This window comes from Saccharopolyspora oryzae (assembly GCF_027853915.1).
Taxonomy (GTDB): Bacteria; Actinomycetota; Actinomycetes; order Mycobacteriales; family Pseudonocardiaceae; genus Saccharopolyspora; species Saccharopolyspora oryzae.
The window spans coordinates 1-23,172 of sequence record NZ_JAQGLA010000100.1; the positions used below are offsets into that span (position 1 = coordinate 1).

Genomic DNA, 23,172 nt, shown 5'->3' on the forward strand with positions numbered 1-23,172 from the left:
AGGGCACGATCCAGCTGTTCACCGGCCCTGACGTACTCAAGGTGCGACGCCTGCGCCGCGACCCCCGCGCCTCGATCGTCGTCGCCGCTCCGGTGGGGGAGCGCGAACGCTGGCTGTCGGTGACCGGCCGCGTCGCGGTGGAACACGACGGCGCGCACGACCTGTGCTCCCGCCTGGCCGCCCGCTACTGGGACCTGGACGCCCCGGTCCGCGCGAAGGAGCTCGCCGGGATGCTGGCCGAAGACCAGGTTCGCCTGGTCATCCATCCGGAGACCGTCAGTCGTTTCGTGCACTGACCCCCTCTCGGAGCAATACACTGTGGACAATCGCGTCGCAGGAGCGTTCCCTCGAACGGAGAAGATCGCGGGGTGCTCCTTCTTTTGTTGAAAATGCGGTCGGTTCCGGGGAAAGCTGCTCCGACTGCCGCAGCCATCGGTCGCTGATACCGAATTCCCTTTCCCGCGGGGACGAAAGGCGTCCGAAGTCGCAGGTCTGCCTCGGGGTCGGCCTTGCTCTTGTCTGGGGGAGTACGTCCTGAACATCCGGCTTCGCCCTGTTTCGCCTGGTTTGAAACGGGGAAATCCGTTGTGCTCTTGGGAAAAACGCGATCTGGCGAGAAATGGTCGTCGGGGTTCTCCGGGTGGGAGCGGTCGGTCAGGGTTGTGGATCAAGAGCTCGCACTAGATGGATCCGGCCGTCCCGCGAACAGCGGGTGGAGGTGTCTGTGAGCGCGAACGGAATGGAGCCCGGCTGTCCGGGCTCGCGACGTGTGGCCCGGTACCTCGAACCCGTCGAACTGGCCGATGTGGAACTGCTGCTGGACGGAGCTTTCCCGCCGCTGCGGGGATTCCTCGCCGCCGACGAAGTCGACTCGGTGCGCACCCGGCAACGGTTGCGAGGGGGAACGCCCTGGCCCGAGCCGATCACGCTGCGGGTGTCCGACGAGGTCGCCGCGGCCGAGGAGATCGAGCTGCGCGACGTCGAAGGCGCCCCGGTCGCGGTGCTCCGCAACGAGGCCCCCTGGCGTGACGAGTCCGGTGCGTACGCCGCCGGGCCGGTCCAAGACGTCGGCGATCCCAGCGGTGTGCTGCGCCGAATGCGCCCGTCCGCAGCGGACGTTCGGGCGAAACTACCTCCTGGGCCTGTGCTGGGAGTGTTGCCGGAACAGCCGCTGCACCACCGCGAGCTCGCCCAGGTCCGCGAGCTGGCCGCCGAGCACGACGCGCACGTCCTGGTGCTGCCGCGGATGAGCGGCCCGCGCCCGGAACTGCTCGTGCAGGCCGTGCTGGCCGCCGAACCCGAACTGCCGGGCGGCACGACGATCGTCCCGGTGCCGCTGGTGCGCCGCACCGATCCGAAGCGCGACGCTTTGCTGACCGCGCACGTCGCCGCCGCTTACGGCGCCACCCACCTGATCTCGGAGCACCCGCTGGAGCACGCCCCGCTGGAGGTGCTGGAGCCGCCGGAAGTGGTGCGCGACCAGACCGACCGCTGGCGTCCGGCCGCACAGGTCGCCCCGGTCGACCGGCGCCCCGATCTCAGCGCCGAGCGCCTGCGCGAACTCCTCGATCGCGGCGAGGACCTGCCCGGTTGGTTCACCACTCCGGCGATCGCCGAGCAGCAGCGCAGGATGCACCCGCCGCTGGCCGACCGCGGGTTCACCGTGCTGTTCACCGGGCTGTCCGGGGCGGGCAAGTCCACGCTGGCCCGCGCGCTGCGCGACGAGCTCAACCGGCACGACCACCGGGCGGTGACGCTGCTCGACGGCGACGTGGTCCGCAGAACCCTGTGCGAGGGGCTGGGTTTCTCGGCCGAGGACCGCAGCCGGAACGTGCGGCGCATCGGTTTCGTGGCCGCAGAGGTCGCCAGGCACGGTGGCGCCGCGATCTGCGCGCCCATCGCGCCGTACCACGACGACCGCGACGCGGTGCGCCGGATGGTGGCCGAGGTGGGCGGATTCGTGCTGGTCCACGTCGCCACACCGCTGGGGGAGTGCGAGCGGCGCGACCGCAAGGGCCTGTACCGCAAGGCCCGCGCGGGTCTGCTGCCGGATTTCACCGGCGTCTCCGCGCCGTACGAGATCCCCGGCGACGCCGACCTCGTGCTGGACACCTCCGGGCTGTCGCAGGACGAGGCCGTCGGGCGCGTCGTGGCGTTGTTGCGCGAGCAGGGCTGGGTGGGGTCGTGGACTTCGGAATAGCGGCGACCGGGCTGCTCACCGGGCTGCTGGTGGGTATGACCGGCATGGGCGGCGGGGCGTTGACGATGCCCCTGCTGACGCTGGTGTTCGGCGTGCCGCCGCTGGCGGCGGTGTCCTCGGACCTGGTGGCCGGGGCGGTGATGAAGCCGTTGGGCGCGGTGGTGCACCTGCGCCGGGGCACGGTGCAGCCGAAGCTGGTCGGCTGGCTGTGCCTGGGTTCGCTGCCGTGCGCGGCGCTCGGCTCGCTGCTGGCCGGATCGCTGGGCAAGGGTGCGGAATCGGTGCTCAAGGAAGTCGTCGGCGGTGCGGTGCTGCTCGCCGCGGGCACGTTGTTCCTGCGCATGGTGCTGGCCCGCCGCCGCGGCGCGCAACCATCCATATCGGACGAAACAGTGGTCCGGCCGGTGCCGACAGTGCTGCTCGGCGGGGTGGCCGGGCTGGTGGTCGGTGCCACGTCGGTCGGTTCCGGCTCGATCATCATCGTGGTCCTGCTGCTGCTCAACCGCGGGCTGAGCTCGGCGCGGCTGGTCGGCACCGACCTCGTGCAGGCGGTGCCGCTGGTGATGGTCGCCGCGGTCGGGCACCTCTTCGCCGGAGATGTCCACTTCGGACTCGTCGGCTCGCTGCTGGTCGGCTCGTTGCCCGGGGTGCTGGTGGGCGCGCTGGTCTCGGCGCGGGTGCCGGACCGCCCGGTGCGCGTGGTGGTCGGAGCGATGCTGGTGGCCACCGGGTTGGTGATGACCGGCGCGGACGTGGTGCTCAGCGGTTCGGCCGCGCTGCTGGTGGTGCTGCTCGGCGCGGTGCCTCCGCTGCTGCGCAGCGCGAAGTCGCGGGTGCCCGCAGTGGACGCGCGGTGAGCGGGAACAGGGAGGCATCGGTGAACCCGGACGACCACGAGCTGGCCGCACGGCTGGCGCAGCGGGCCGGGGATCGCCTGGTCGAGAACCGAGCGTCCACATCGGACCCGAAAGCTCTCGGAGCTGCGGGCGACGCGGCGGCGCACGCGCTGCTCATCGAGGCGCTCGGGCAGGAGCGCCCGGCGGATCCAGTGCTGTCCGAGCACGGAGTGTCCGGCCCGGAGCGCACTCCCGGCGGGCGGGTGTGGATCGTCGACCCGCTGGACGGCACCCGGGAATACGGCGAATCCGGGCGCTCCGACTGGGCGGTGCACGTGGCGCTGGTCGAGGAGCACGAGGTGCGCGCTGCGGCGGTGGCCCTGCCCGGGCAGGGCACGGTGCTCGGCACCGGCGAGCCTCCGAAACAGCCCTCGCGCATCGGCGGACATCCGCGGCTCGCGGTCAGCCGCAGCCGCCCGCCGGAGTTCGTGCACGACATCGCCGAGCGCATCGGCGCCGAGCTCGTCCCGATGGGCTCAGCAGGCGCGAAGGTCGCCGCGGTGGTGCTCGGCGAGGTCGATGCCTACGTGCACGGCGGCGGGCAGTTCGAGTGGGACAGCGCGGCCCCGGTCGGAGTCGCGCGCGCCGCCGGTCTGCACGCCAGCCGCCTGGACGGTTCCGAGCTGGTCTACGGCCGCGCCGACCCGTGGCTGCCGGACCTGCTGGTCTGCCGCAGCGACCTGGCAGGCGAACTGCTCGACGCCGTGTCCCGCACCCAACCCGAAGGGAGTCGCTGATGCCGGCCGCGCTGTCCCGGCTCGACGTGCTGGAATCCGAGGCGGTGCACCTGATCCGCGAGGTGGTCGCCGAGTTCGACCGCCCGGCGCTGCTGTTCTCCGGCGGCAAGGACTCCGCGGTCCTGCTCAAGCTGGCGGAGAAAGCGCTCGCCCCGGCACCGATCCCGTTCCCGGTGCTGCACGTCGACACCGGGCACAACTTCGAAGAGGTGCTGCACTTCCGCGACCGCCGCGCCGCCGAGCTCGGGGTGCGGCTGGTCGTCGTCTCGGTGCAGGACTCGATCGACGCGGGCCGGGTCGCCGAGCCGACGGGCAAATGGGCCAGCCGCAACCGCGCGCAGACCGCGACCTTGCTGGACGCCATCGCCGAGCACCGCTTCGACGCGCTGTTCGGCGGCGCTCGCCGCGACGAGGAACGCGCCCGCGCCAAGGAGCGGATGCTGTCCTTCCGGGACGCCTTCGGCCAGTGGGATCCGCGCAACCAGCGCCCGGAGCTGTGGAACCTCTACAACGGGATGATCCGCCCGGGCGAGAACGTCCGAGCCTTCCCGCTGTCGAACTGGACCGAGCGCGACGTGTGGACCTACATCGAGCGCGAGGGCGTGGAACTGCCGTCGCTGTACTTCGCGCACAACCGCAAGGTCTTCGAGCGCGACGGGATGCTGCTGGCCGACAACCCGTTCCTGCCGCGCGATCCGGGCGAGCAGCTCGTCGAGCGCTCCGTCCGGTTCCGCACGGTCGGCGACATGACGTGCACGGGTGCGGTGCCGTCCGCGGCCACCACGGTCGCCGAGGTGATCGCCGAGATCGCCGCGACCCGGGTGAGCGAGCGCGGCCAGACCCGGGCCGACGACCGCGCCGGCGCAGCCGCGATGGAGGACCGCAAGCGGGAGGGCTACTTCTGATGAGCACCGCGATCGACGAGCAGCCGGTCTTCGCCCCGGCCGACAGCCTGCTGCGGTTCGCCACCGCCGGTGCGGTCGACGACGGCAAGAGCACGCTGATCGGCCGGCTGCTGCACGACTCCAAGTCGCTGCTGGCCGACCAGCTCGAACAGCTCGAACTGGCCAGCGCGGAGCGCGGCGACGAGCAGCTGGACCTGGCGATGCTCACCGACGGGCTGCGCGCCGAGCGCGAGCAGGGCATCACCATCGACGTGGCGCACCGCTACTTCGAGACCGCGCGGCGGGCGTTCATCATCGCCGACACCCCGGGACACGCCCAGTACACCCGCAACATGGTCACCGGCGCCTCCACCGCCGACCTGGCGATCGTGCTGGTCGACGCCCGCAACGGCCTGACCGAGCAGAGCCGCAGGCACGCGGTGCTGGCCGGGCTGCTGCGGGTGCCGCGGCTGGTGCTGGCGGTCAACAAGATGGACCTGGTCGACTTCGGCGAGCCGGTTTTCCGCGGCATCACCGAGGAATTCGCCGAGTTCACCGCCCAGCTGGACCTGCGCGACATCACCGCGATCCCGATCTCGGCGCTGCGCGGCGACAACGTCGTGCACCGCTCGGCGGCGATGCCGTGGTACGACGGGCCGTCGCTGCTGGAGCACCTCGAAGAGGTCGAAGTCGCTGAAGAGGGCTCGACCGGTGATTTCCGGTTGCCGGTGCAGTGCACCCTCCGCACCCCGGGCTACCGCGGCTACGCCGGGCAGATCGCCAGCGGTGTCCTCGCCCCCGGGGAGGAGGTCCTGCACCTGCCTTCCGGGCTGCGGAGCAGAGTGGTCGCCGTCGACACCGCCGACGGAGAGCTCGACCGGGGGCGAGCGCCGCAGTCGGTGGCGGTGCGCTTGGCCGACGACATCGACGTCGGCCGCGGTGACATGCTCTGCGCTCCCGGGAACGCCCCGGCCGTCGCCGAGGAGCTCACCGCGACGGTGTGCTGGATGTCGGCGAGAGCCGCGCTCGAGCCGGGGCGGAGACTGCTGCTCAAGCACACCACCCGCACCGTCAAAGCGGTGGTGGCCGGGATCGGGGACCGGCTGGAGATCACCACGCTGGAACGCGTCCCGGCCGAGCGGCTCGAGCTCAACGAGATCGGCGAGATCGACCTGCGGCTGGCGCAGCCGGTGTTCTGCGACCCCTACCGCGAGAACCGGACCACCGGCGGCGCCGTGCTCGTGGACGAGTCGACCCACGAGACCGTCGGCGCGGTCCTGATCAGCTGAGCCCTGGAAGCGCGCGGCAGCGGTGCCGCGCACCGATCCGCCGGCGACGGCGGGAGCACGACGAGGAGCAGGAATGGTCAAGATCATCGGGGCCGGGTTCGGCCGCACCGGCACCGCGTCGCTGAAGGCGGCGCTGGAGCACCTCGGTTTCGGCCCGTGCTACCACATGTTCGAGGTCATCGCGAAGCCCGAGCGGGTGCAGGGCTGGGCGCGGGCGCTGGACGGCGAGATCGCCGACTGGGAGACCGTCCTCGGCGGTTTCGAATCCACAGTGGACTGGCCGGGCTGCACGTTCTGGCGCGAACTGCTGGACTTCTACCCGGACGCCAAGGTCCTGCTCACCGTCCGGGACCCGGAGAAGTGGTACGACAGCGTCAACAGCACGATCTACCAGTTCGTGAAGGAAGAGCCGGGCGACGACGACTTCAGCGCGAAGCTGCGCCCGACCATCGAGCGGATGATCTGGAACGGCACCTTCGACGGCCGCTTCGAGGACCGCGCGCACGCCATCAAGGTCTTCGAGGAGCACAACGCGGCGGTGCAGGCCGAAGTCCCGTCCGACCGCCTGCTGACCTACCAGGTCGGCGAAGGCTGGCAGAGCCTGTGCGATTTCCTCGGAGTACCGGTCCCTGCCGAGGACTTCCCCCACGTCAACGACTCCGCCTCACTGCGAGGGCTGGTCGAGCAGGTCAGCCGAGAAGGAGAAGTCCCCTCCCCGTTCAACTCCTGAGCCGCCGAGCCAGGATTCGAGCTGCGCGCGGAAGTTCTCCGGGGTGAGGGCGCCTGCCCCGTCGGGGAGGGCTGCGACGATCGGGACTCCGGTCACGCGGGGCAGCTCGGTGCGGTTGCACCGCTCGGCCAGGCCGAGCTCGGCCGGGACCGCGCCGAGCACCAGTCCCGCTGGTTCCAGGTTTCGGGAGCGCAGGGCGTTGACCGTCAGCTCCGTGTGGTTGAGGGTGCCGAGTCCGATGCGGGTCACCACGTACACCTGCACCGGGTGGTCCCGGGCGAGGTCGGCGGCGAGGTCCAGCAGGGTCGCGCCCTCGGTGTCGAGGCGGACCAGCAGCCCGCCGGACCCCTCCACGATCACGGTGTCGTAGGTTCGGGCCAGTTCTCGGATGCGCGCGGAGTGCGCTCTGACCGGCGGGATCTCGATGCCGCGCAACCGGGCAGCGGTGTCGGGGGCGAGGGGATCTTCGAGACTGGTGAGCTCGGTGACCTCGCAGCCTGCCAGGTGCGCCACGGCGCGGATGTCCGGTTCGTCGGTGCCGATTCCGGTCTGCGCGGGCTTGACCACGACCGTGCCCGGACCGGAGCGGACGGCGAGGGCCGCGGTGGTCACGGTCTTGCCCACACCGGTATCGGTGCCGGTGACGATGATGATCAAGGCGACCCCCGATGATCCTTGACGACGTGGGTCAGCACGTCGACCGCGTGCTCCCAGCGGTCGTCGTCCAAGCCGACGTGCGTGGTGATCCGGAGCCGGGAGATCCCGTCGGGTACCGACGGCGGCCGGAAGCACCCGACCCGGACGCCCTCCGCGAGGGCCGCGGCCTGCGCCGCGATGGCGACCTGCGGCGACGGCATCGGCACCGAGAGCACGGCGCCCGCTGACCTCGGCACGCCGAGCCGGTCGGCCAGCTCACCGCCGCGCTGGTGGATCTGCGACGGGCGAGCGGGTTGCCGGCGCAGGCAGCTGAGCGCGGTCAGCGCCGCAGCGGTCGGTGCCGGTGCCAGTCCGGTGTCGAAGATGAACGGGCGGGCCCGGTTGACGAGGTGGTCGACGAGGGCGGCGGAGCCGAGCACCGCACCACCCATCGCACCGAGGGATTTCGACAGCGTCGCGGTCATGACCACGTGCGGGTCGCCGGCCATGCCGTTGGCGTGCACCGATCCCCGGCCACCCTCGCCGACCACACCCAGCCCGTGCGCCTCGTCGACGACGAGCAGCGCGTCGTGGTCGGCGCAGACCTCGGCCAGGTCCGGGAGCGGGGCGGCATCACCGAGCACCGAGAAGACCGACTCGGTCAGCACGAGCGCACGCCGGCCGCCGGCTCCGGCCAACGCAGCCCGGACCGCGGCGACGTCGTTGTGCGGGACCACCTCGATCGCAGCTCGGGACAGCCGCGCGGCGTCGATCAGCGAGGCGTGCACGTGCGCATCGGAGACGATCAGCGACTGCTTGTCCGCCAGCGCGGTCACCGCGGACAGGTTCGCGTGGTAGCCGGTCGAGAAGACCAGTGCCGCTTCGTGATCGGTGAACTCGGCGAGTTCGCGCTCCAACTCGGCGTGCAGCGTGGTGGTGCCGGTCACCAGCCGGGATGCGCCCGCCCCGGCGCCCCAGCGCAACGCGGCGTCGGCGGCCGCTCGGCGCACCTCGGGGTGGCAGCTCAACCCCAGGTAGTCGTTGTTGGCGAGGTCGATGACGTCCTCGTCGGCTGCCCGAGGCCGCAGCGCGCGCTGCAACCCGGCGTCCTCGCGACCGGCCCGCTGCTCGGCGAACCACTCCGCCCAGGTGCTCATCCGACCTCCGCAGCGGCCGCGATCCCGGCGCAGATCGCGGCGATGTCGTCGTCGGTGCACACGTAGGCCGGCATGGTGTAGATCAGATCCCGGAACGGGCGCAGCCACACGCCCTCGGCCAGCCCCGCTTCAGTCGCCTTGGCCACGTCGATGGCGCGGTCGAGCTGCACGACTCCGACCGCGCCGAGGACGCGCACGTCGACGGCGTCGATCCCGTGCAGCGCCTGCAGACCGGTGTTGATCCGCCGGACGTCGGCAGCCCAGTCGCCGGTACTCAGCAGGTCCAGGCTGGCCGAAGCCACCGCGCAGGCCAGCGGGTTGCCCATGAAGGTGGGTCCGTGCATGAGAACGCCGGAATCGCTGCGGGACAGGCCGCGTGCGACCTCCGACGTGCACAGCGCGGCGGCCAACGACAGGTAGCCGCCCGTGAGCGCCTTGCCGACGCACAGCACGTCCGGGGCCACATCGGCGGCCTCCGCGGCGAACATGGTCCCGGTCCGGCCGAAACCGGTGGCGATCTCGTCGAAGACCAGGACCAGCCCGTGCTCGTCGGCGACCTCGCGGAACACTGTCAAGCATTCGGCGGGGTAGGGGTGCATGCCACCGGCGCCCTGCAGCAGCGGCTCCACGACCAGCCCGGCGAGCCGGTCCGCGTGCTCGGCCGCCAGCGCGCGGAAACCCGCGGCCCACGCGTCGACATCGGCGCTGCTGCGGGGCGGGCGTTCGCCGAACACCTGCTCCGGAAGCACACCGGACCACATCGCGTGCATGCCGCCGTCCGGATCGCACACGCTCATGCAGTCGAAGGTGTCGCCGTGGTAGCCGCCGCGGACGGTGAGGAACCGGGTTCGCCCCGGCCGCCCGGCGCCGCGCTGGTACTGCAGCGCCATCTTCATCGCCACCTCGATGCTCACCGACCCGGAGTCGGCGAGGAAGACGCGGTCGAGGCCGTCCGGGGCGAGGTCGATCAGCCGCTGGGCCAGCTCGACCGCGGGCTGGTGGGTGAGCCCGCCGAACATCACGTGCGCCATCCGGTCGAGCTGGCGGCGCACCGCCTCGTCGAGCACCGGGTGCCGGTAGCCGTGGACGGCGGACCACCACGACGCCATCCCGTCGACCACCGGCCCGACGCCGTCGATGGTGATCCGGCTGCCCGAGGCGCCGGTGACCAGCCGCGTCGGTGCCGGATCGGTCATCGAGGTGTACGGGTGCCACAGGTGCTCGCGGTCGAAGGCGAGCAGGTCTCCGGGTGTCATCAGGCGTTGGGGAGGACGTCGGTGCCCGCACCGCGACGCCGGATCGCCGGGTCGGTCGGCTGCCGGTCGTGCTGGGCCAGGTCCTCCTCGGAGCCCTGGACGACGAAGCCGTTGTCCCGGATCATCTCCAGGTCCGCCGCGGCCGCCTGGCCCTCCGAGGTGAGGTAGTCGCCGAGGAAGATCGAGTTGGCGACGTGCAGCGCGATCGACTGCAGCGAGCGCAGGTGCATCTCGCGGCCACCGGCGATCCGGATCTCCTTGTCCGGGCAGACGAAGCGCGCCATCGCCAGGATCTTCACGCAGCGGGTGGGGGAGAGCTCCCAGGTGTTCTCGAACGGGGTGCCGTCGAAGGGCATCAGGAAGTTGACCGGGATCGAGTCGGACTCCAGCTCCCGCAGCGCGAACAGCGCCTCGACGAGCTGCTCGTCGGTCTCGCCCAGGCCGGCGATCAGACCGGAGCAGGGGGAGATCCCGGCCCCCTTCGCCTTCTCCACGGTGTCCACCCGGTCGGCGTAGGTGTGGGTCTGGACGATGTTCTCGTGGTGGCTCTCGGCGGTGTTGATGTTGTGGTTGTAGGCGTCCACGCCGGCGTCCTTGAGCCGCTGCGCCTGGCCGTCCTTGAGCAGGCCCAGGCAGGCGCAGACCTCGACGTCGGGGTGCTCCTCCTTGAGCGCGGTGACCACGCCGGCGACCTTGTCGATGTCCCTGGTGGACGGTCCGCGGCCGGAGGAGACCAGGCACACCCGGCTGGCGCCGCCCCCGATCCCGGCACCGGCCTGCTCGAGGGCTTCGGCCTCGGACAGCCACGAGTACTTGAGGATCGGGGCGTCCGATCCCAGCGCCTGCGAGCAGTAATTGCAGTTCTCCGGGCAGAGCCCGGACTTCAGGTTCACCAGGTAGTTCACCTTGACCGCGTTGCCGAAGTGCGCCCGGCGCAGCCGTCCCGCTGCGGCGACGACCTGCATCAGCTCGGCGTCGTCGGCGCGCAGCACCGCGAGGGCGTCTTCGGGGGTGGCCGGTGTCCCGGCGAGGACGGCATCGGCGAGCTGGTCGAAGTGGGCGCTCATCGCTTCTCCCGTGTCCGGCGACCTGAACAGTGTTCAGCTGAACGGCGTTCAGGTTAAACTCGGGGAGTCGGTCGGTCAACGGGAGGTTCTGCGTGCGCTATCACCGCAACGACGTCGTGGCCCGCGCGATCGCGGTCCTCGACGAGTACGGGCTGGAGTCGCTGTCGATGCGCCGGCTGGCCACCGACCGCGGCGTGCAACCGAGCGCGCTCAACCACCACGTGCCGAACAAGCAGACGCGGCTGGCCGCGGTCGCCGACGAGAAACTGGCCAGGGGCCGCCGCCCCCGCCGGGCCACCCGGTGGGACGAGCGCGTGGTCGAGGTCTGCCGGGAGCTGCGGGACGCGATGCTCGCCTACCGCGACGGCGCCGAGGTGGTCGTCACCGCGCACACCTTCGGGCTCGGAGCCGGCGAACCCGCCGACCGGCTGCGGGACGCGCTGCGCGACGGCGGCCTGCCCGACGACCTGGTCGACGTCGGCACCCGGGCGATCCTGCACCTCGTCTTCGGCCACACCACGGAGGAGCAGCTGGCGCTGCAGGCGGCGAGCGCGGGCGCGATCGACCGGGCGCCCGGGGGACCGGCCGACTTCGAGCGCGGCCTCGAGCTGGTGCTGGACGGGATCCGCGCCAGGGTCACCAGCTGACGGTGTTCGTCAGCCCCAGGTCTCGCCGGTGACCAGGCCGAACGTCGCCCCGTTCGGGTCGGTGACCAGCAGCGCATCGCCCAGCAGCGGGTGGTCGAGGCGGTCGGCGACCTTGCTGCCCACCGCCTCGACCCGGCCTTCCGCCGCATCGAGGTCGTCCACCGCGAAGAAGCACAGCCAACCCCAGCCCGCCGAGCTGAGCCGGTCCGTCCGGGACGCCAGCGGGCGGTCGGCGATGAGGTAGTTCGCGCCGTGCGGCTCCGGGCGCACCGCCAAGTTCAGCGTCTCGGACCAGAACGCGTCAGCGCGCTCGGGATCGCTGGCGACCAGCTCGATCCAGCGCGGCTCGCCCGGGCGGGGCGGCGGAGCCCACGGACCGTGCTGGGCGCGGCCCTTGGCGACCAGCGCCATCGCGTCGTCCGGGCCGGTCAGCGCGCAGGCCGGGACCTTCCCGGCGAATACCGGGTGCCAACCGGGCTGCTCGCCCGCGCGGGGCTTGCGGATCCTGGTGCAGCGGCGGTCGCCCACCCAGCAGTCGAAGCCGCGGCCGGTCGGTTCCGGCGTCCAGTCGAGCAGCGCCCGGCAGCGGACCGCCGAGGCCACCGGGTCGGAGCTGATCAGGTCGACGCGGCGCAGGCCGCGGACCACGGGGCGTGCGGGCACGGTCGACACCTCGTCACCGCTGGGGACCAACTCATCCTGGTCACCTCCGACGTCCCGCACAATCCTCCGTTCGCCCCAGAGCCTGTTGATGGTCGCGTCGCTCATGCGGTCGCTCAGCGGAACCTGAGCGGTTTACCGGACTGCGGGTGGGACGCGGACGGCATTCGCCGACAGCACCTCAGCGCAGCCGCTCCAGCTCGACGGCCACGTCCACCACCTGCGCCGCCAGTTTGCGCAGCTCACCGTGGTCAGCGGCGTCGTCGACCGCGGTCACCACGTCCTCGGCCGCGCAGCGCAGCTGGAACAACCGGTCCTGCAGGTCGGCCAGCTCCGCGGCCGAGAGCACCACCGCGTCCTCCGGCAGGCCGCCGCGCTGCACCGCGGTGCGGCGCTCGTAGGCGCGCTGCCTGCAGGACTGCGCGCAGTACATGCGTGGACGGCCCTGCCGGCCTGCTTCCGGAACGCGTCGTCCGCACCAGGCGCAATGCCGGACTTGCCGTTGCCGACGGGTGGGCTGGGCCGAGATATCCACGATCGATCACGTTAGTCAAGGGCCCCGCCTGCGCGATGGCGGCACGCCGATCGGGCAGAGTTGTGCGGCGTGACGCATCCTTTCCTGCTCGGTCCCCGGCCCCGTGCGTTCGCGCACCGCGGATGGCACCTCGGGGAGCTGCACGACCTGGAGAACTCGCTGAGCGCGTTCCGCCGCGCCGCCGAAGAGGGCTTCCGCTACATCGAGACCGACGTCCACGCGACCGCCGACGGCGTCGTGGTGGTCAACCACGACGAGACCCTGGAGCGCACCACCGACGGGCGCGGCACGATCCGGCGGTTGCCGTGGTCAGCGGTGCGCACCGCGCGGATCGGCGGCCGGGAGCCGGTGTGCTCGCTGGACGCGGCGCTGGAGGAGCTGCCGGACACGTTCTTCAACATCGACGTCAAGGACGACTCGGCGGTCGAGCCGGTGCTGCGCACCCTGCGCGAGCACAACGCTTGGGACCGCGTGTGCCTGGCGTCCTTCGCCGAGCACCGGTTGAGCCAGCTGCGGCGCGCCGCGGGCCCGCGACTGCTGACCTCGACCGGGAAGCGGTCCGCGGGACTGCTGTGGCTCGGCTCGAAGTGGGGCGGTTGGCCGCTGCGCTCGCTGGTCGCCGGGAGCGCGGCGCAGGTGCCGCAGGAGTTCGGCGGCCTGCGCGTGATCGACCGCAAGTTCGTCCGCCAAGCGCACCGCTGGGGGATCGAGGTGCACGTCTGGACCGTCGACGACCCCGCCGAGATGCTCCGGCTGCTCGAGGCCGGGGTGGACGGACTGGTCACGGACCGTCCCGACGTGCTCAACGACGTGCTGCGCGAGCGGTACGGGGACCCGCGGTCCGAGATCGGCGGGTGAGTACAACTACGCATTGTCCCCGCTCGGGCCTCCACCGTGTTCGGCTGAGCCAGTAAGGTCCGGTTACCCCCAATCGAGTGATGTTGGCTTCGGAGGACCGAACGGATGAGCGTGATGGGCAGCGACGTGGCACCGGACGCCGCGCAGCGGCGTCGGGAGCAACGTGGCTGGTGCTGGTACGACTGGGCAAACTCGGTGTTCCCGACATCGGTCTCGACAGTCTTCCTCTCGCTCTACCTCACCTCGGTGGCCACCGCGGCGGCCCAGGCGGACACCAGCCGCAACGGCCCGAACCCGTGCCCGGCGGGCAACGCGCTGGTGGACTGCGACATCTCGATCGCCGGGCTGAGCTTCCCGGCGGGATCGCTGTGGGGCTACCTGCTGTCGGTCGCCACGGTCGTGCAGGTGCTGGTCCTGCCGATCACCGGCGCGATCGCGGACCGGGCCCGCAACAAGCGGCTGATGCTCGGCGTGCTGGCCTTCGGCGGCGCTGCGACCACCGCGCTGCTGGCGCTGGTCGGCGGGGAGAACTGGCAGCTGGGCGTGGTGCTGTTCATCATCGGCAACATCTGCTTCGGCGCCTCGGTGGTCGTCTACTACTCGTTCCTGCCGGAGATCGCCAACGCCGATGAGCGGGACATGGTCTCCACCAAGGGATGGGCGTTCGGCTACCTCGGTGCCGGGGTCGCGCTGGCCCTGCACCTGGTGATCTACCTGTTCCACGACTCGTTCGGCATGGACGCGGACGGTGCGGTGCGCCTGGTCTTCCTGTCCTCGGGCGTGTGGTGGGCGGTGTTCACGCTGCTGCCGCTGACGGCGTTGCGCGGTGGCGGCGAGCTGGCGGAGGACGCGCCGCGTGCGGGCTCGACCGTCCTGGAGGGCTTCAAGCAGCTGAAGAACACCCTGCTGGAGGCCAAGCACTACCCGCTGACCCTGGCGTTCCTGGGTGCCTACTGGATCTTCACCGACGGCATCGCCACCGTCGTCCAGGTCGCGCCGCAGTACGGCAACCTGGAGCTGAAGCTGCCGCAGGACGCGCTGATCGTCACCGTGCTGATCGTGCAGTTCATCGCCTTCGTCGGCGGCATGCTGCACGGCTGGCTGGCCAAGTACATCGGTGCCAAGAAAACGATCCTGATCAGCCTGGCGATCTGGCTGGTCGTGGTCATCGCGGCGTACTTCGTGCAGGCCGGGCAGGCGAACCAGTTCTACGGGCTGGCGGTGGGCATCGGCCTGGTGCTCGGCGGGACGAACGCGCTGTCCCGTTCGCTGTTCAGCCAGATGGTGCCGCCCGGCCGGGAAGGCGAGTACTTCTCGCTCTACGAGGTGGGGGAGCGCTCGACCTCGTGGATGGGCCCGCTGGTGTTCGCCGGGGTCGGGCAGGCCACCGGTTCGTTCCGGCTGGCCATCATCTCGCTGGTGGTGTTCTTCGCCCTCGGCCTGGTGCTGGTCGCCCTGGTGCCGGTTCGACGGGCCATCGAGGCGGTCGGCAACCCGGCGCCGAAGGTGCTCTGAGCGGACGTTCGCGGGTGGCGGTCCGAGTCGCCGCCACCCGAAACGGGATGTGTCCGTGGCTGCGGGTTGTGCCTGAAGTGTGACTCTCCGCACTCGCTCTGCCATTCCGGGCCCGTTGCTCCAAGCTGGTGATGGGTGGGCTGGGCAACAGCGGCGTGTTCGGAATATGCCAGTACGCAGCGTTGTGAAAGAAGTGCACACAGTATGGCTACATTCCGTTACTTCTTTTCCGTTAGCCTTACCCGTCCGGGGCGTGATCTATGTCCCACTCTCGACGTTTTCCCTGGACCTGGTTTAGCCATAGTGACTCACCATCTGGCACTATCACCCGTTCGAACGCACCTATAGATTGCCAGTGGGATAACGCGTCACGAACGCGGACCGACTGCATCTCTAGGGAGAAGGCTGTCGTTGACGGGTGAACAACGTCACCGACGGCAACCAGAAGCACCACACCGGGAACAGACGGCGGGCCTCCCGTCGTTGCACACGGTGAGCACAACCGCTCGGGCTCGGCCCCGGGCCGAAGTGAAAGGAACCGTCATGGCCGACCGCGTTCTGCGTGGCAGCCGGCTCGGAGCAGTGAGCTACGAGACCGATCGCAACCACGACCTCGCACCGCGCCGGACGGTGCGCTACGCCTGCCCCAAGAACCACGAGTTCGAGGTGCCGTTCTCCGACGACGCCGAGGTGCCGCCGACTTGGGAGTGCCGTCTGCACGGCAGCGAGTCGAAGATCATCGACGGCAACGAGCCGGAGCAGAAGAAGGCCAAGCCGCCGCGCACCCACTGGGACATGCTCCTGGAGCGTCGCACCATCCCGGAGCTCGAGGAGCTGCTCAACGAGCGCCTGGACCTGCTGCGCGCCCGCCGCGGCCAGTAGGGAAGCACACTGAAAAAGCGCCTGGGAGCCAATCCCAGGCGCTTTGACGTGTTTCCGATGACTGTGTCCGGGCTCCTTTTGCGTGGCGGTGCGGGTGGCGGAACCTCAGCGCCCGCCTGGACTGCGGGTGCCAACCCTTATGTATGCCAATACACGGCGGCTTGGCCGTCCTCGCCAGGCGAACGCTGAGAACCCGCGGCGGTGCAAGCGCCGAGGGTGGGCTAAACGCCTGGCGGCGTTTCAAAGACAGAACGAGACCGGAGCCAGGCGCTCAGCGGCGCAGTGATCGCAGGGCCTCGGTTGCTTGGTGGCCGCGGCGGCGCAGGCCCCACTTGGTGACCCGCACCAGTGCTTCGCGGACGACTTCGGCGTCCATCTTCGAATTGCCGATCTCGCGCTCCACGAAGGTGATCGGCGCTTCCACCACCACGAACCCGGCCTCGACGGCCCGCCAGGCGAGGTCCACCTGGAAGCAGTAGCCCTGCGAGGCGACGTCGTGCAGCCGGACCGTCTCCAGCACCTCCCGCCGGTACACCCGGAAGCCCGAGGTGATGTCGTTGATCGACACCCCCAGCGCCAGCTTCGAGTAGGTGTTCGCGCCGCGGGACAGCAGCGCCCGGTACCAGGGCCAGTTCACCGTCCGCCCGCCGGTCACGTAGCGCGACCCCAGCACCACGTCGGCTCCGGTGCCGTCCGGCCCGATCATGCCGATCAGCCGGGGCAGGTCCTCCGGGGAGTGCGAGCCGTCCGCGTCCATCTCGATGATCGCGTCGTAGTCGCGGGCCAGCGCCCAGTCGAACCCGGCCACGTAGGCCGCGCCCAGGCCGGCCTTCTCGGTGCGGTGCAGCACGTGCAGCCGCTCGTCGTCGGCGGCCAGCCGGTCGGCGACCTCGCCGGTGCCGTCCGGGCTGCCGTCGTCGACGACCAGCACGTTCGCTGCGGGAACTGCGGCGAACAGCCGTCGCACGATCGGCTCCAGGTTGTCCCGCTCGTTGTAGGTGGGGATCACCACCAGCACCGCGTCGGCACCACCGTCGGGGGTTCGCCGGGTCGACATCCAAGTCCTCCTAGCCGGTCGCGCGGACCGGCCGTGCGTTTCGGGTGTTGTTTCGGGTTTCAGCTGGCCGAGTGCGCGGTCATCCTGCAACCGCGCCTCAGCCTTCCGCGCTGCGCCGGGGTCGCCACCAGCTGAACAGCAGCGAGCCCATCGCCAGCACCACTGCCGCCCACGTCGGTGCGGACCCCAGGGTGGTGGCCGCGGTCTGCGTCGAGCGCAGCGGCACCTCGGCGATCAGATTCTGCGCGGTGAACTGCTGGGTCTGCTGGCTGACCGTCCCGTCCGGCTGCACCACGGCGCTGACCCCGCTGGTCGAGGCGACCAGCACGGCGCGCCCGTGCTCGACGGCGCGCAGCCGGGCCATCGCGAGCTGCTGGTAGCTCATCTCGGAGTGGCCGTACCAGGCGTTGTTGGTGGGCAGGGCGAGCACGGTCGCTCCCTGCTGGGTGGCGCCGGTGAACACGTCGTCGTAGGCGACGTCGTAGCAGATGCCCACGCCCACCTTGATGTCGCCGACCTTGAGCACGCCGGGCTGGTCGCCGGGCACCATGTCCCGCGGGAAGCGGTCCACGAACGGGCTGACCAGGCGCGCCACCGAGCGCATCGGGATCGTCTCGGCGAAGGGCACCAGGTGCTGCTTGACGTAGCGGTCGCCGGCGCCGGTGGCCGGGTCCCACTGGACGATCTGGTTGCGGGGCTTGCCGTCGGCGTCGGTGCCGAGCCCGCCCACGACCAGCGGGACGCCGAGCTGCTCGGCGATGGCGGACAGGTTCGGGTCGGTCCGGCTGGGCCCCCAGCTGCCGACCTGCTCCGGCAGCACGACGAAGTCCGGCTGCGGCACCCGTCCTGCCTGCACGTCGGCGACGAGCTGCTGCGCGCCCTTGATGTGGTTGGCCCTCAGCACGTCGTCCTCGTAGAGCAGCCCGAGCCCGACGTTGGGCGCGTTGCCCTGGATGAGTGCGACCCGCGCGGTTCCGGCGTTGGCGTCGGTGCCGATGAACGGCAGCATCACCACGCCACCGAGGATCGGCACGAGGACCGCGGCCAGCGGTGCGACCCAGCGGCGCCGCTCGTGCCGCCGGTGCACCAGCTCCGCCAGGCCGCCGCCGATCAGCGCGACCGCGAACGACACCAGCGCGCTGCCGCCGAGCGCGGCCAGCGGCAGCAGCAGCCCGGTGTCCTGGGTGAAGGCCAGCCGACCCCAGGGGAAGCCGCCGAACGGCACGATGGAGCGCAGCACCTCGGAGGTGACGAGCACCGCCGCCATCCACACCGGTCCGCCGGGCAGCCGGCTGCCCCGCGCCATCCCGGCACCGGCGAGACCGAGGAACAGCGCCTCGACGCCTGCCACGCCCGCCCACGGCCACGGACCGAAGTCGGCGCCGAGGAAGTCCTGCAACCAGCCCAGCAGCGGCAGCAGGAACGCGAACCCGAACAGCAGGCCGTAGCCGAACCCGGCGCGAGCGCGTCGGCCGCGGACCACTCCGGCGAAGACGGCGAAGGCGAGGGGCGCCAGCCACCACAGCTCCCGGGGCGGTGCCCCGGCGTAGAGGGCGAACCCGGCCGCGACTGTCGCGAGCACCCGCAGCAGCCAGTGCAGCGCTCCGGTCGATCGACGTGCGGTCCTGTCGCGATCCGGCCGTGCGGTGCGCTTCGGACGAGTCGTGGGGGAAGCCAATCGATCAACCTTCTAGGTGCTGCCGTACCGGCCGGGCCGGGACGCCGAACGTTGTGCGAGTCAGCGTGCGCGGGCGGTCGGTGCGCACCAAACAAATGTACGCCGAGCGGCCGGGGCGGAACCGGCCCGGGCGAAGCGGCGGCTGATCAGGTGGTGCCGGATCGAGGTCGGTGCGCGGGGTTGACCGGTCCGCCATGCTGGGGCGCGAGTCGATCTAGGAGGTCTCGCGTGCCAGAGGAAATCGGTGCTGGGCAGCACCCGGTCATCGCGTTGCACGGCTGGTTCGGTTCGGGCGCGGCCTGGCGGCCGCTGCACCCGCACCTCGACGGCAGCCGGTTCCGGTACGTGTTCCCGGACTACCGCGGCTACGGCGAACGCATCGACGAGCCGGGCGCGCACACCTTGGAAGAAGCCGCGCAGGACGTGCTGGCGCTCGCCGACGAGCTGGGCTTCGACCGGTTCTCGCTGATCGGCCACTCGATGGGCGGCGCGGTGATGCAGCGCGTGCTGGCCGATGCGCCGCAGCGGGTGCGGGCGATGGTCGGGATCTCCCCGGTTCCTGCCAGCGGTGTCCCGTTCGACGACCAGGGCTGGGCGCTGTTCACCGGCGCGGTCGAGGAGACCGGTAACCGGCGCGCCATCATCGACCTGACCACCGGCAACCGGCTGACCGGTGTGTGGCTGGACGCGACCGTGCGCCACTCCCTGGAGCATTCCGACCGGCAAGCGTTCGGCGACTACCTGGTGGCGTGGGCGAAGGCGGACTTCCACGCCGAGGTCCAGGACAACCCGGTGCCGGTGAAGGTGATCGTCGGCGAGCACGATCCGGCGCTGGGCGCGGCGACCATGCAGGCGACCTTCCAGCAGCACTACCCGAACTGCGCGCTGGACACCTTGAGCAACGCCGGCCACTACGCGATCGACGAAACCCCGGTCGCGCTGGCCACCAGCATCGAGCAGTTCCTCGCCGCCATCGACACCTGATCCCGCCGCTGCGAGTTCGATGACTTGCCGGATCGCGCCCGACACGAAGCGTTACGCTGGCCCGGTGATCTTCGGTGCGAGGGGAGCTGGGGGATGACCGGGCACGACGTCGGCGGAAACCACTTCGACGGCGAATCGGAGAACGTCGTGCAGGCGCGCGACATCCACGGCGACGTCCACTTCCACGCACCGAAGTCGCCCAGGCCGTCGCCGAACCAGGTCCCGCCGCCCACCAAGTTCTTCACCAACAACGAGCGGCAGCTCAAGGACACCAGCAAGTACCTGCGACCCGACGAGGAAGCAGAGCACCAGGCGCCGAAGGTCGTGGTGCTGGAGGGAGCACCGGGCAGCGGCAAGAGCGAGACCGCTTACCAGTGGGTTCACCAGCACCGCGCAGCTTTCCCCGACGGCGCTTTTTATGCTCCGCTCGAGGCCGGGACCGATGAAACCGGGCTGGTGGGCGAGGCGCTGCTGCAGTGCCTGCTCGGCGTCGGCTACTCGCCCGAGGAGATCCCGGCGGATCTGGGCGGGCGCTCGAACCTGTGGCGCTCGTGGACCACCGGCAAGCGGCTGGTGTTGGTGGTGAACGGCGCAGTCACCGCAGCGCAGGTGCTGCCGCTGCTGCCCGGGGCCGGGAATTCGGCCGTGCTGGTCACCGCCGCTCGTTCGCTGATCTCGCTGCGGGCGCGTGCCGGGGCCGAGTTCGTCCCGCTCGAACCGCTGTCGAAGGAGTCCGCCCGGAAGCTGCTGTGCCGCATCGTCGGCGATGCGCGCGACCTGGCGGACGAACCGGGACCGGTCGACGAACTGATCGAGCGCTGCGCCGGGCAGACGATCGCCCTGTGCGTTGCCGGATCCGAGCTCGCGGGACGCCCAGAACGACCGGTGGCGCGCTTGGTGCGTGAGCTGTCGAACGAAAGACGCCGCCTCGCCGCGCTGTCCCGCGACCACGACCTGTCGGTCGAGGCGGTGTTCAACACCGCCGTCGGGCGCCTCGACGAACAGGCGCGCCTGGTCTACGAGGCGTTCGGCCAGCACCCCGGCGTCGGCGAGGTCGGCTCGGTGGCATTGGCCGAAGCCGTCCGGCTCGACGAGTTCGACCTGCAGGACGCGCTCGACCAGCTGGTTTCCGCGCACCTGATTCGGGAGGTGGGCGACGACCGCTACGCCGCCCATGCGCTCGTCCGCGACCACGCGCGTCTCCTCGCCGGCGCCATCACCGAAGTGAACGACCGGTTCGTCGAGTTCTACGTCCGCCGGGCCCTTTCGGCGGGGCATGCGGTGCAGCCGAAGCGCGGATGGTTGGAGGCGTTGTGGCCGGGTTTCCAGCCGGAGCCGATCGGGCCCGACGAGGCCTGGGCGTGGCTGGAGGCCGAGCGGGTCAACGTCCAGGCGGTTGCGGGTGAGCTGCACGCCGCCGGATCGGAGCTGGTCTGCCAGCTGGCGGTCGCGTTGTGGCCCTTCCAAGAGCAGGGCAAGCACGTCGACGACATGGACGTGATCAACCGCCATGCGGTCGAGGTCGCGACCCACCGCGAGCTGACCTTCGCGGCCGGGCTCGCCCTGATCCAGCGCGGATTCGCCTTCCGTGCGCGAGGGGAGTCCGACAAGGCCGCCGAGCTGTTCGCCGGAGGCGAGGAGAAGGCTCGCGCGGTCGAACGCGACGATTTGACCGCCACCGCTGTGGAATCGCTGGGCATCAGCTTGCGCGATCAGGGCGACCGCGGGGGAGCGCGCCCCGTTCTGGAGCGGAACCTGGCGATGGCCGAGCGGTTGGACGATCCGCGGCGGTTGGCGTTGGCACGGATGCACCTCGGTTCCGTAGCTGAGCCCCAGCGCGGCGAGGAGCTGCTGGACCAGGCGCTCGCCGCGTTCGCGTCCGAGCCCTACAACGCGGCGAAGACGCGGATGTGGCGGGGACGTCGGCGCACCGAGCTGGCGCGCTACGACGACGCGAACGCCGACCTGCGTGCCGCGTTGGAGTACATGACCGAGCACGGGAAGCACTTCGACCGGGCGCAGGTCCTGGTCGGCCTCGGGGACAACGCGTTGGCCGCCGGTGATGGGGAGGCGGCGCGGGAGCACTTCCTGGGTGCCGCTGCGGTGTGCCGGACGCGTGGTTTCGCCGAGCTGGGCGAGCAGGTGCAGGTCCGGCTCGATCAGTCCTGAGTGGACAGCTGGACGAGTTCCTCGCGCGATCCCAAGCGGATTCGGAGCTGATCGGGCAGATCGTGCGGCTTCCGGCCGGAGCAGAGCCAGGCGTGCAGGACGGCGGCGCACACCGGACCGAGGTCGTCGGCGCCCCGGAGGCGCACTGTGGGCAGATCGGTGCCACCGATGATCCACTGGCCCGCGCGGTCGCGCGTCGCTGCGAGCAGGCAGCCGGGCAGGCGGGACAGCGAAGCGCGGATCCAGCGCAGCGGGTCGTCGTAGCGGTCGTCGTGGACGAGCACTTCCGCGAGTTCCAGCCACCGCCGGTCCGGTTCGTCGGCGCAGGCCACGAGGACGCCACCGGAGGAAGGTTCGTCGAGCGCCGCGGCCGGGAAACGGGTCACTTCTGCCGTCTGCGCGGTCAGCTGGACCTGGACCAGCTGGCTGCCGGCGCCGACGGGCTCGAATGCCGGCAGCGGGACGGCGGCGGAATCCGCGGGCGTCGCTGGTTCTGCCAAGTCCAGGCGGGTGTAGATCTCAGCGCGCAGCAACGCCGCTGAGCGGCCGGGCTCGGAGGTCGCGAGCTCGGTGATGGGGGCGTACTTCTCCGGTGAATGGCCGTCGATCGCTGCGTTGACCTGCTCTTTCAGTGCGACGCTCGGGTCCAGGCGGGGTGCGGTTCGTAGCAGTGCGGCGATCGGGGAAGCCGGGTCGACGGTCTCCTCGGGCCAGGTCGCCAGCAGGACCGGGGTGCCCAGCGCGGCCGAGTAGAACGTCACCGAACCGTGGTCGCCGACGGTGACGTCGGCCGCGACCAGCCCGGCCCGCCAGCCCTCTTCCGGCGGCAGCACCACGACACCGGCCCGGGCGCACTCGGCCAGCCACATCCGCACCTGCCAGGGCGAATGCCCGTGCCAGATGTTCGGGTGCAGCGCCACCACGACGCGGTACTCGTCCAGCGGCAACTGACGGGCGAGGTCGAGCACCAGCGACGGGTGCCGGCCGAACAGCGAAGGACCGCCCCAGGTGGAGGAGACCACGACGCAGCGCTGGTCGGGGTGGATGCCCAGCCGGTTGCGGTAGGAATCCCGCAGCGGGCGGCTGGCCAGCATCCGGTCGAAGCAGGGATCACCCGCGACCAGCGCGATCGGAACGGCTGCCGGGCAGTACCGCGCGAGGCGGTCGAGCTGCTCGCGGTGCGACATGACCGCGACGGAGGGAACTACCTCGCCCTCGTGCAACAACCACGCATCGGAAAGACCGAAGACCGAAGACCGGATTCTCCGGGATTCTCCGGGATTCTCCGGGATTCTCCGGGATTCTCCGGGATTCTCCGGGATTCTCCGGGATTCT

22 protein-coding genes are annotated in these 23,172 nt (G+C 71.0%); 13 read left to right on the forward strand and 9 right to left on the reverse strand.

What is annotated here, in order from left to right; translation table 11 throughout:
* From OU415_RS33655 to OU415_RS33685, 7 genes are all read left to right on the forward strand, one after another.
* On the forward strand, positions 1–296 hold a 296-nt coding region (locus OU415_RS33655), incomplete at its 5' end, for a pyridoxamine 5'-phosphate oxidase family protein (RefSeq protein WP_270953605.1).
* Positions 297–724: 428 nt separating this feature from the next.
* A complete protein-coding gene (gene cysC, locus OU415_RS33660; RefSeq protein ID WP_270953606.1) occupies positions 725–2,200 on the forward strand; it encodes an adenylyl-sulfate kinase in 1,476 nt (491 codons plus the stop codon).
* Positions 2,185–3,057: a sulfite exporter TauE/SafE family protein gene (locus tag OU415_RS33665; protein ID WP_270953608.1), complete on the forward strand. Its 873-nt coding sequence runs from the start codon at positions 2,185–2,187 to the stop codon at positions 3,055–3,057. Before cysC ends, OU415_RS33665 begins: the two co-directional genes overlap by 16 nt.
* The gene (locus OU415_RS33670; protein ID WP_270953609.1) at positions 3,054–3,833 is read left to right on the forward strand and encodes a 3'(2'),5'-bisphosphate nucleotidase CysQ; all 780 of its coding nucleotides are present in this window, start codon (positions 3,054–3,056) and stop codon (positions 3,831–3,833) included. The genes OU415_RS33665 and OU415_RS33670 overlap by 4 nt, the downstream gene beginning before the upstream one ends.
* The gene (gene cysD / locus OU415_RS33675; protein ID WP_270953611.1) at positions 3,833–4,738 is read left to right on the forward strand and encodes a sulfate adenylyltransferase subunit CysD; all 906 of its coding nucleotides are present in this window, start codon (positions 3,833–3,835) and stop codon (positions 4,736–4,738) included. Before OU415_RS33670 ends, cysD begins: the two co-directional genes overlap by 1 nt.
* Positions 4,738–6,006, forward strand: coding sequence for a sulfate adenylyltransferase subunit 1 (locus OU415_RS33680; protein WP_270953612.1), 1,269 nt, complete (start codon positions 4,738–4,740; stop codon positions 6,004–6,006). The genes cysD and OU415_RS33680 overlap by 1 nt, the downstream gene beginning before the upstream one ends.
* Before the next feature lie 73 nt (positions 6,007–6,079).
* The gene (locus OU415_RS33685; protein WP_270953614.1) at positions 6,080–6,736 is read left to right on the forward strand and encodes a sulfotransferase family protein; all 657 of its coding nucleotides are present in this window, start codon (positions 6,080–6,082) and stop codon (positions 6,734–6,736) included.
* On the opposite strand, the gene bioD is transcribed toward OU415_RS33685, so the two are convergent.
* The 4 genes from bioD to bioB are packed head-to-tail and all read right to left on the reverse strand — an operon-like array spanning position 6,671 to position 10,852.
* Positions 6,671–7,393, reverse strand: a complete 723-nt coding sequence (bioD, locus tag OU415_RS33690) for a dethiobiotin synthase (RefSeq protein ID WP_270953616.1) — start codon at positions 7,391–7,393, stop codon at positions 6,671–6,673. The two genes, OU415_RS33685 and bioD, sit on opposite strands and share 66 nt — an antisense overlap.
* Positions 7,390–8,529 (reverse strand): 8-amino-7-oxononanoate synthase, encoded by a 1,140-nt coding sequence (locus OU415_RS33695; RefSeq protein ID WP_270953617.1) that lies wholly within the window; start codon positions 8,527–8,529, stop codon positions 7,390–7,392. Before OU415_RS33695 ends, bioD begins: the two co-directional genes overlap by 4 nt.
* Positions 8,526–9,785: an adenosylmethionine--8-amino-7-oxononanoate transaminase gene (locus OU415_RS33700; RefSeq protein WP_270953619.1), complete on the reverse strand. Its 1,260-nt coding sequence runs from the start codon at positions 9,783–9,785 to the stop codon at positions 8,526–8,528. The genes OU415_RS33695 and OU415_RS33700 overlap by 4 nt, the downstream gene beginning before the upstream one ends.
* Complete coding sequence (gene bioB, locus OU415_RS33705) at positions 9,785–10,852, reverse strand: biotin synthase BioB (protein WP_270953620.1); 1,068 nt, start codon at positions 10,850–10,852, stop codon at positions 9,785–9,787. Before bioB ends, OU415_RS33700 begins: the two co-directional genes overlap by 1 nt.
* A gap of 92 nt (positions 10,853–10,944) precedes the next feature.
* Here bioB and OU415_RS33710 point away from each other — a divergent pair, with 92 nt between their 5' ends.
* The gene (locus tag OU415_RS33710) at positions 10,945–11,499 is read left to right on the forward strand and encodes a TetR/AcrR family transcriptional regulator C-terminal domain-containing protein (protein ID WP_270953621.1); all 555 of its coding nucleotides are present in this window, start codon (positions 10,945–10,947) and stop codon (positions 11,497–11,499) included.
* Between the two features lie 9 nt (positions 11,500–11,508).
* On the opposite strand, the gene OU415_RS33715 is transcribed toward OU415_RS33710, so the two are convergent.
* Both OU415_RS33715 and OU415_RS33720 read right to left on the reverse strand, forming a co-directional pair.
* Complete coding sequence (locus tag OU415_RS33715) at positions 11,509–12,162, reverse strand: VOC family protein (protein WP_270953622.1); 654 nt, start codon at positions 12,160–12,162, stop codon at positions 11,509–11,511.
* Between the two features lie 178 nt (positions 12,163–12,340).
* Positions 12,341–12,697, reverse strand: a complete 357-nt coding sequence (locus tag OU415_RS33720) for a hypothetical protein (RefSeq protein ID WP_270953634.1) — start codon at positions 12,695–12,697, stop codon at positions 12,341–12,343.
* A gap of 66 nt (positions 12,698–12,763) precedes the next feature.
* On the opposite strand from OU415_RS33720, the gene OU415_RS33725 reads away from it, so the two are divergent.
* The 3 genes from OU415_RS33725 (at position 12,764) to OU415_RS33735 (ending at position 15,949) form a co-directional block, all read left to right on the forward strand.
* Positions 12,764–13,552 (forward strand): glycerophosphodiester phosphodiesterase, encoded by a 789-nt coding sequence (locus OU415_RS33725; RefSeq protein WP_270953623.1) that lies wholly within the window; start codon positions 12,764–12,766, stop codon positions 13,550–13,552.
* Between the two features lie 105 nt (positions 13,553–13,657).
* The gene (locus tag OU415_RS33730; protein WP_270953624.1) at positions 13,658–15,067 is read left to right on the forward strand and encodes an MFS transporter; all 1,410 of its coding nucleotides are present in this window, start codon (positions 13,658–13,660) and stop codon (positions 15,065–15,067) included.
* A 543-nt stretch (positions 15,068–15,610) separates the two neighbouring features.
* Positions 15,611–15,949, forward strand: coding sequence for an RNA polymerase-binding protein RbpA (locus OU415_RS33735; RefSeq protein ID WP_270953625.1), 339 nt, complete (start codon positions 15,611–15,613; stop codon positions 15,947–15,949).
* A 271-nt stretch (positions 15,950–16,220) separates the two neighbouring features.
* Here the strand turns inward: OU415_RS33735 and OU415_RS33740 are convergent, their stop codons facing one another.
* Both OU415_RS33740 and lnt read right to left on the reverse strand, forming a co-directional pair.
* Positions 16,221–17,006: a polyprenol monophosphomannose synthase gene (locus tag OU415_RS33740; RefSeq protein WP_270953627.1), complete on the reverse strand. Its 786-nt coding sequence runs from the start codon at positions 17,004–17,006 to the stop codon at positions 16,221–16,223.
* Between the two features lie 97 nt (positions 17,007–17,103).
* The gene (lnt, locus tag OU415_RS33745; protein ID WP_270953628.1) at positions 17,104–18,588 is read right to left on the reverse strand and encodes an apolipoprotein N-acyltransferase; all 1,485 of its coding nucleotides are present in this window, start codon (positions 18,586–18,588) and stop codon (positions 17,104–17,106) included.
* Positions 18,589–18,912: 324 nt separating this feature from the next.
* Between lnt and OU415_RS33750 the strand changes: the two genes are divergently transcribed.
* Positions 18,913–19,668, forward strand: coding sequence for an alpha/beta fold hydrolase (locus tag OU415_RS33750; protein ID WP_270953629.1), 756 nt, complete (start codon positions 18,913–18,915; stop codon positions 19,666–19,668).
* Between the two features lie 93 nt (positions 19,669–19,761).
* The gene (locus tag OU415_RS33755; protein WP_270953630.1) at positions 19,762–21,837 is read left to right on the forward strand and encodes a tetratricopeptide repeat protein; all 2,076 of its coding nucleotides are present in this window, start codon (positions 19,762–19,764) and stop codon (positions 21,835–21,837) included.
* Here the strand turns inward: OU415_RS33755 and OU415_RS33760 are convergent.
* Positions 21,828–23,024 (reverse strand): hypothetical protein, encoded by a 1,197-nt coding sequence (locus OU415_RS33760; protein WP_270953632.1) that lies wholly within the window; start codon positions 23,022–23,024, stop codon positions 21,828–21,830. The two genes, OU415_RS33755 and OU415_RS33760, sit on opposite strands and share 10 nt — an antisense overlap.
* Positions 23,025–23,172 lie beyond the last annotated feature (148 nt).

Bases quoted from the DNA above. Each gene is read 5' to 3' on its own strand.
- cysD (WP_270953611.1), top strand. From the start codon at position 3,833: ATGCCGGCCGCGCTGTCCCGGCTCGACGTGCTGGAATCCGAGGCGGTG.
- OU415_RS33680 (WP_270953612.1), top strand. From the start codon at position 4,738: ATGAGCACCGCGATCGACGAGCAGCCGGTCTTCGCCCCGGCCGACAGC.
- OU415_RS33685 (WP_270953614.1), top strand. From the start codon at position 6,080: ATGGTCAAGATCATCGGGGCCGGGTTCGGCCGCACCGGCACCGCGTCG.
- OU415_RS33695 (WP_270953617.1), bottom strand. From the start codon at position 8,529: ATGAGCACCTGGGCGGAGTGGTTCGCCGAGCAGCGGGCCGGTCGCGAG.
- OU415_RS33700 (WP_270953619.1), bottom strand. From the start codon at position 9,785: ATGACACCCGGAGACCTGCTCGCCTTCGACCGCGAGCACCTGTGGCAC.
- bioB (WP_270953620.1), bottom strand. From the start codon at position 10,852: ATGAGCGCCCACTTCGACCAGCTCGCCGATGCCGTCCTCGCCGGGACA.
- OU415_RS33730 (WP_270953624.1), top strand. From the start codon at position 13,658: ATGAGCGTGATGGGCAGCGACGTGGCACCGGACGCCGCGCAGCGGCGT.
- OU415_RS33735 (WP_270953625.1), top strand. From the start codon at position 15,611: ATGGCCGACCGCGTTCTGCGTGGCAGCCGGCTCGGAGCAGTGAGCTAC.
- OU415_RS33740 (WP_270953627.1), bottom strand. From the start codon at position 17,006: ATGTCGACCCGGCGAACCCCCGACGGTGGTGCCGACGCGGTGCTGGTG.
- OU415_RS33755 (WP_270953630.1), top strand. From the start codon at position 19,762: ATGACCGGGCACGACGTCGGCGGAAACCACTTCGACGGCGAATCGGAG.
- OU415_RS33760 (WP_270953632.1), bottom strand. From the start codon at position 23,024: ATGTCGCACCGCGAGCAGCTCGACCGCCTCGCGCGGTACTGCCCGGCA.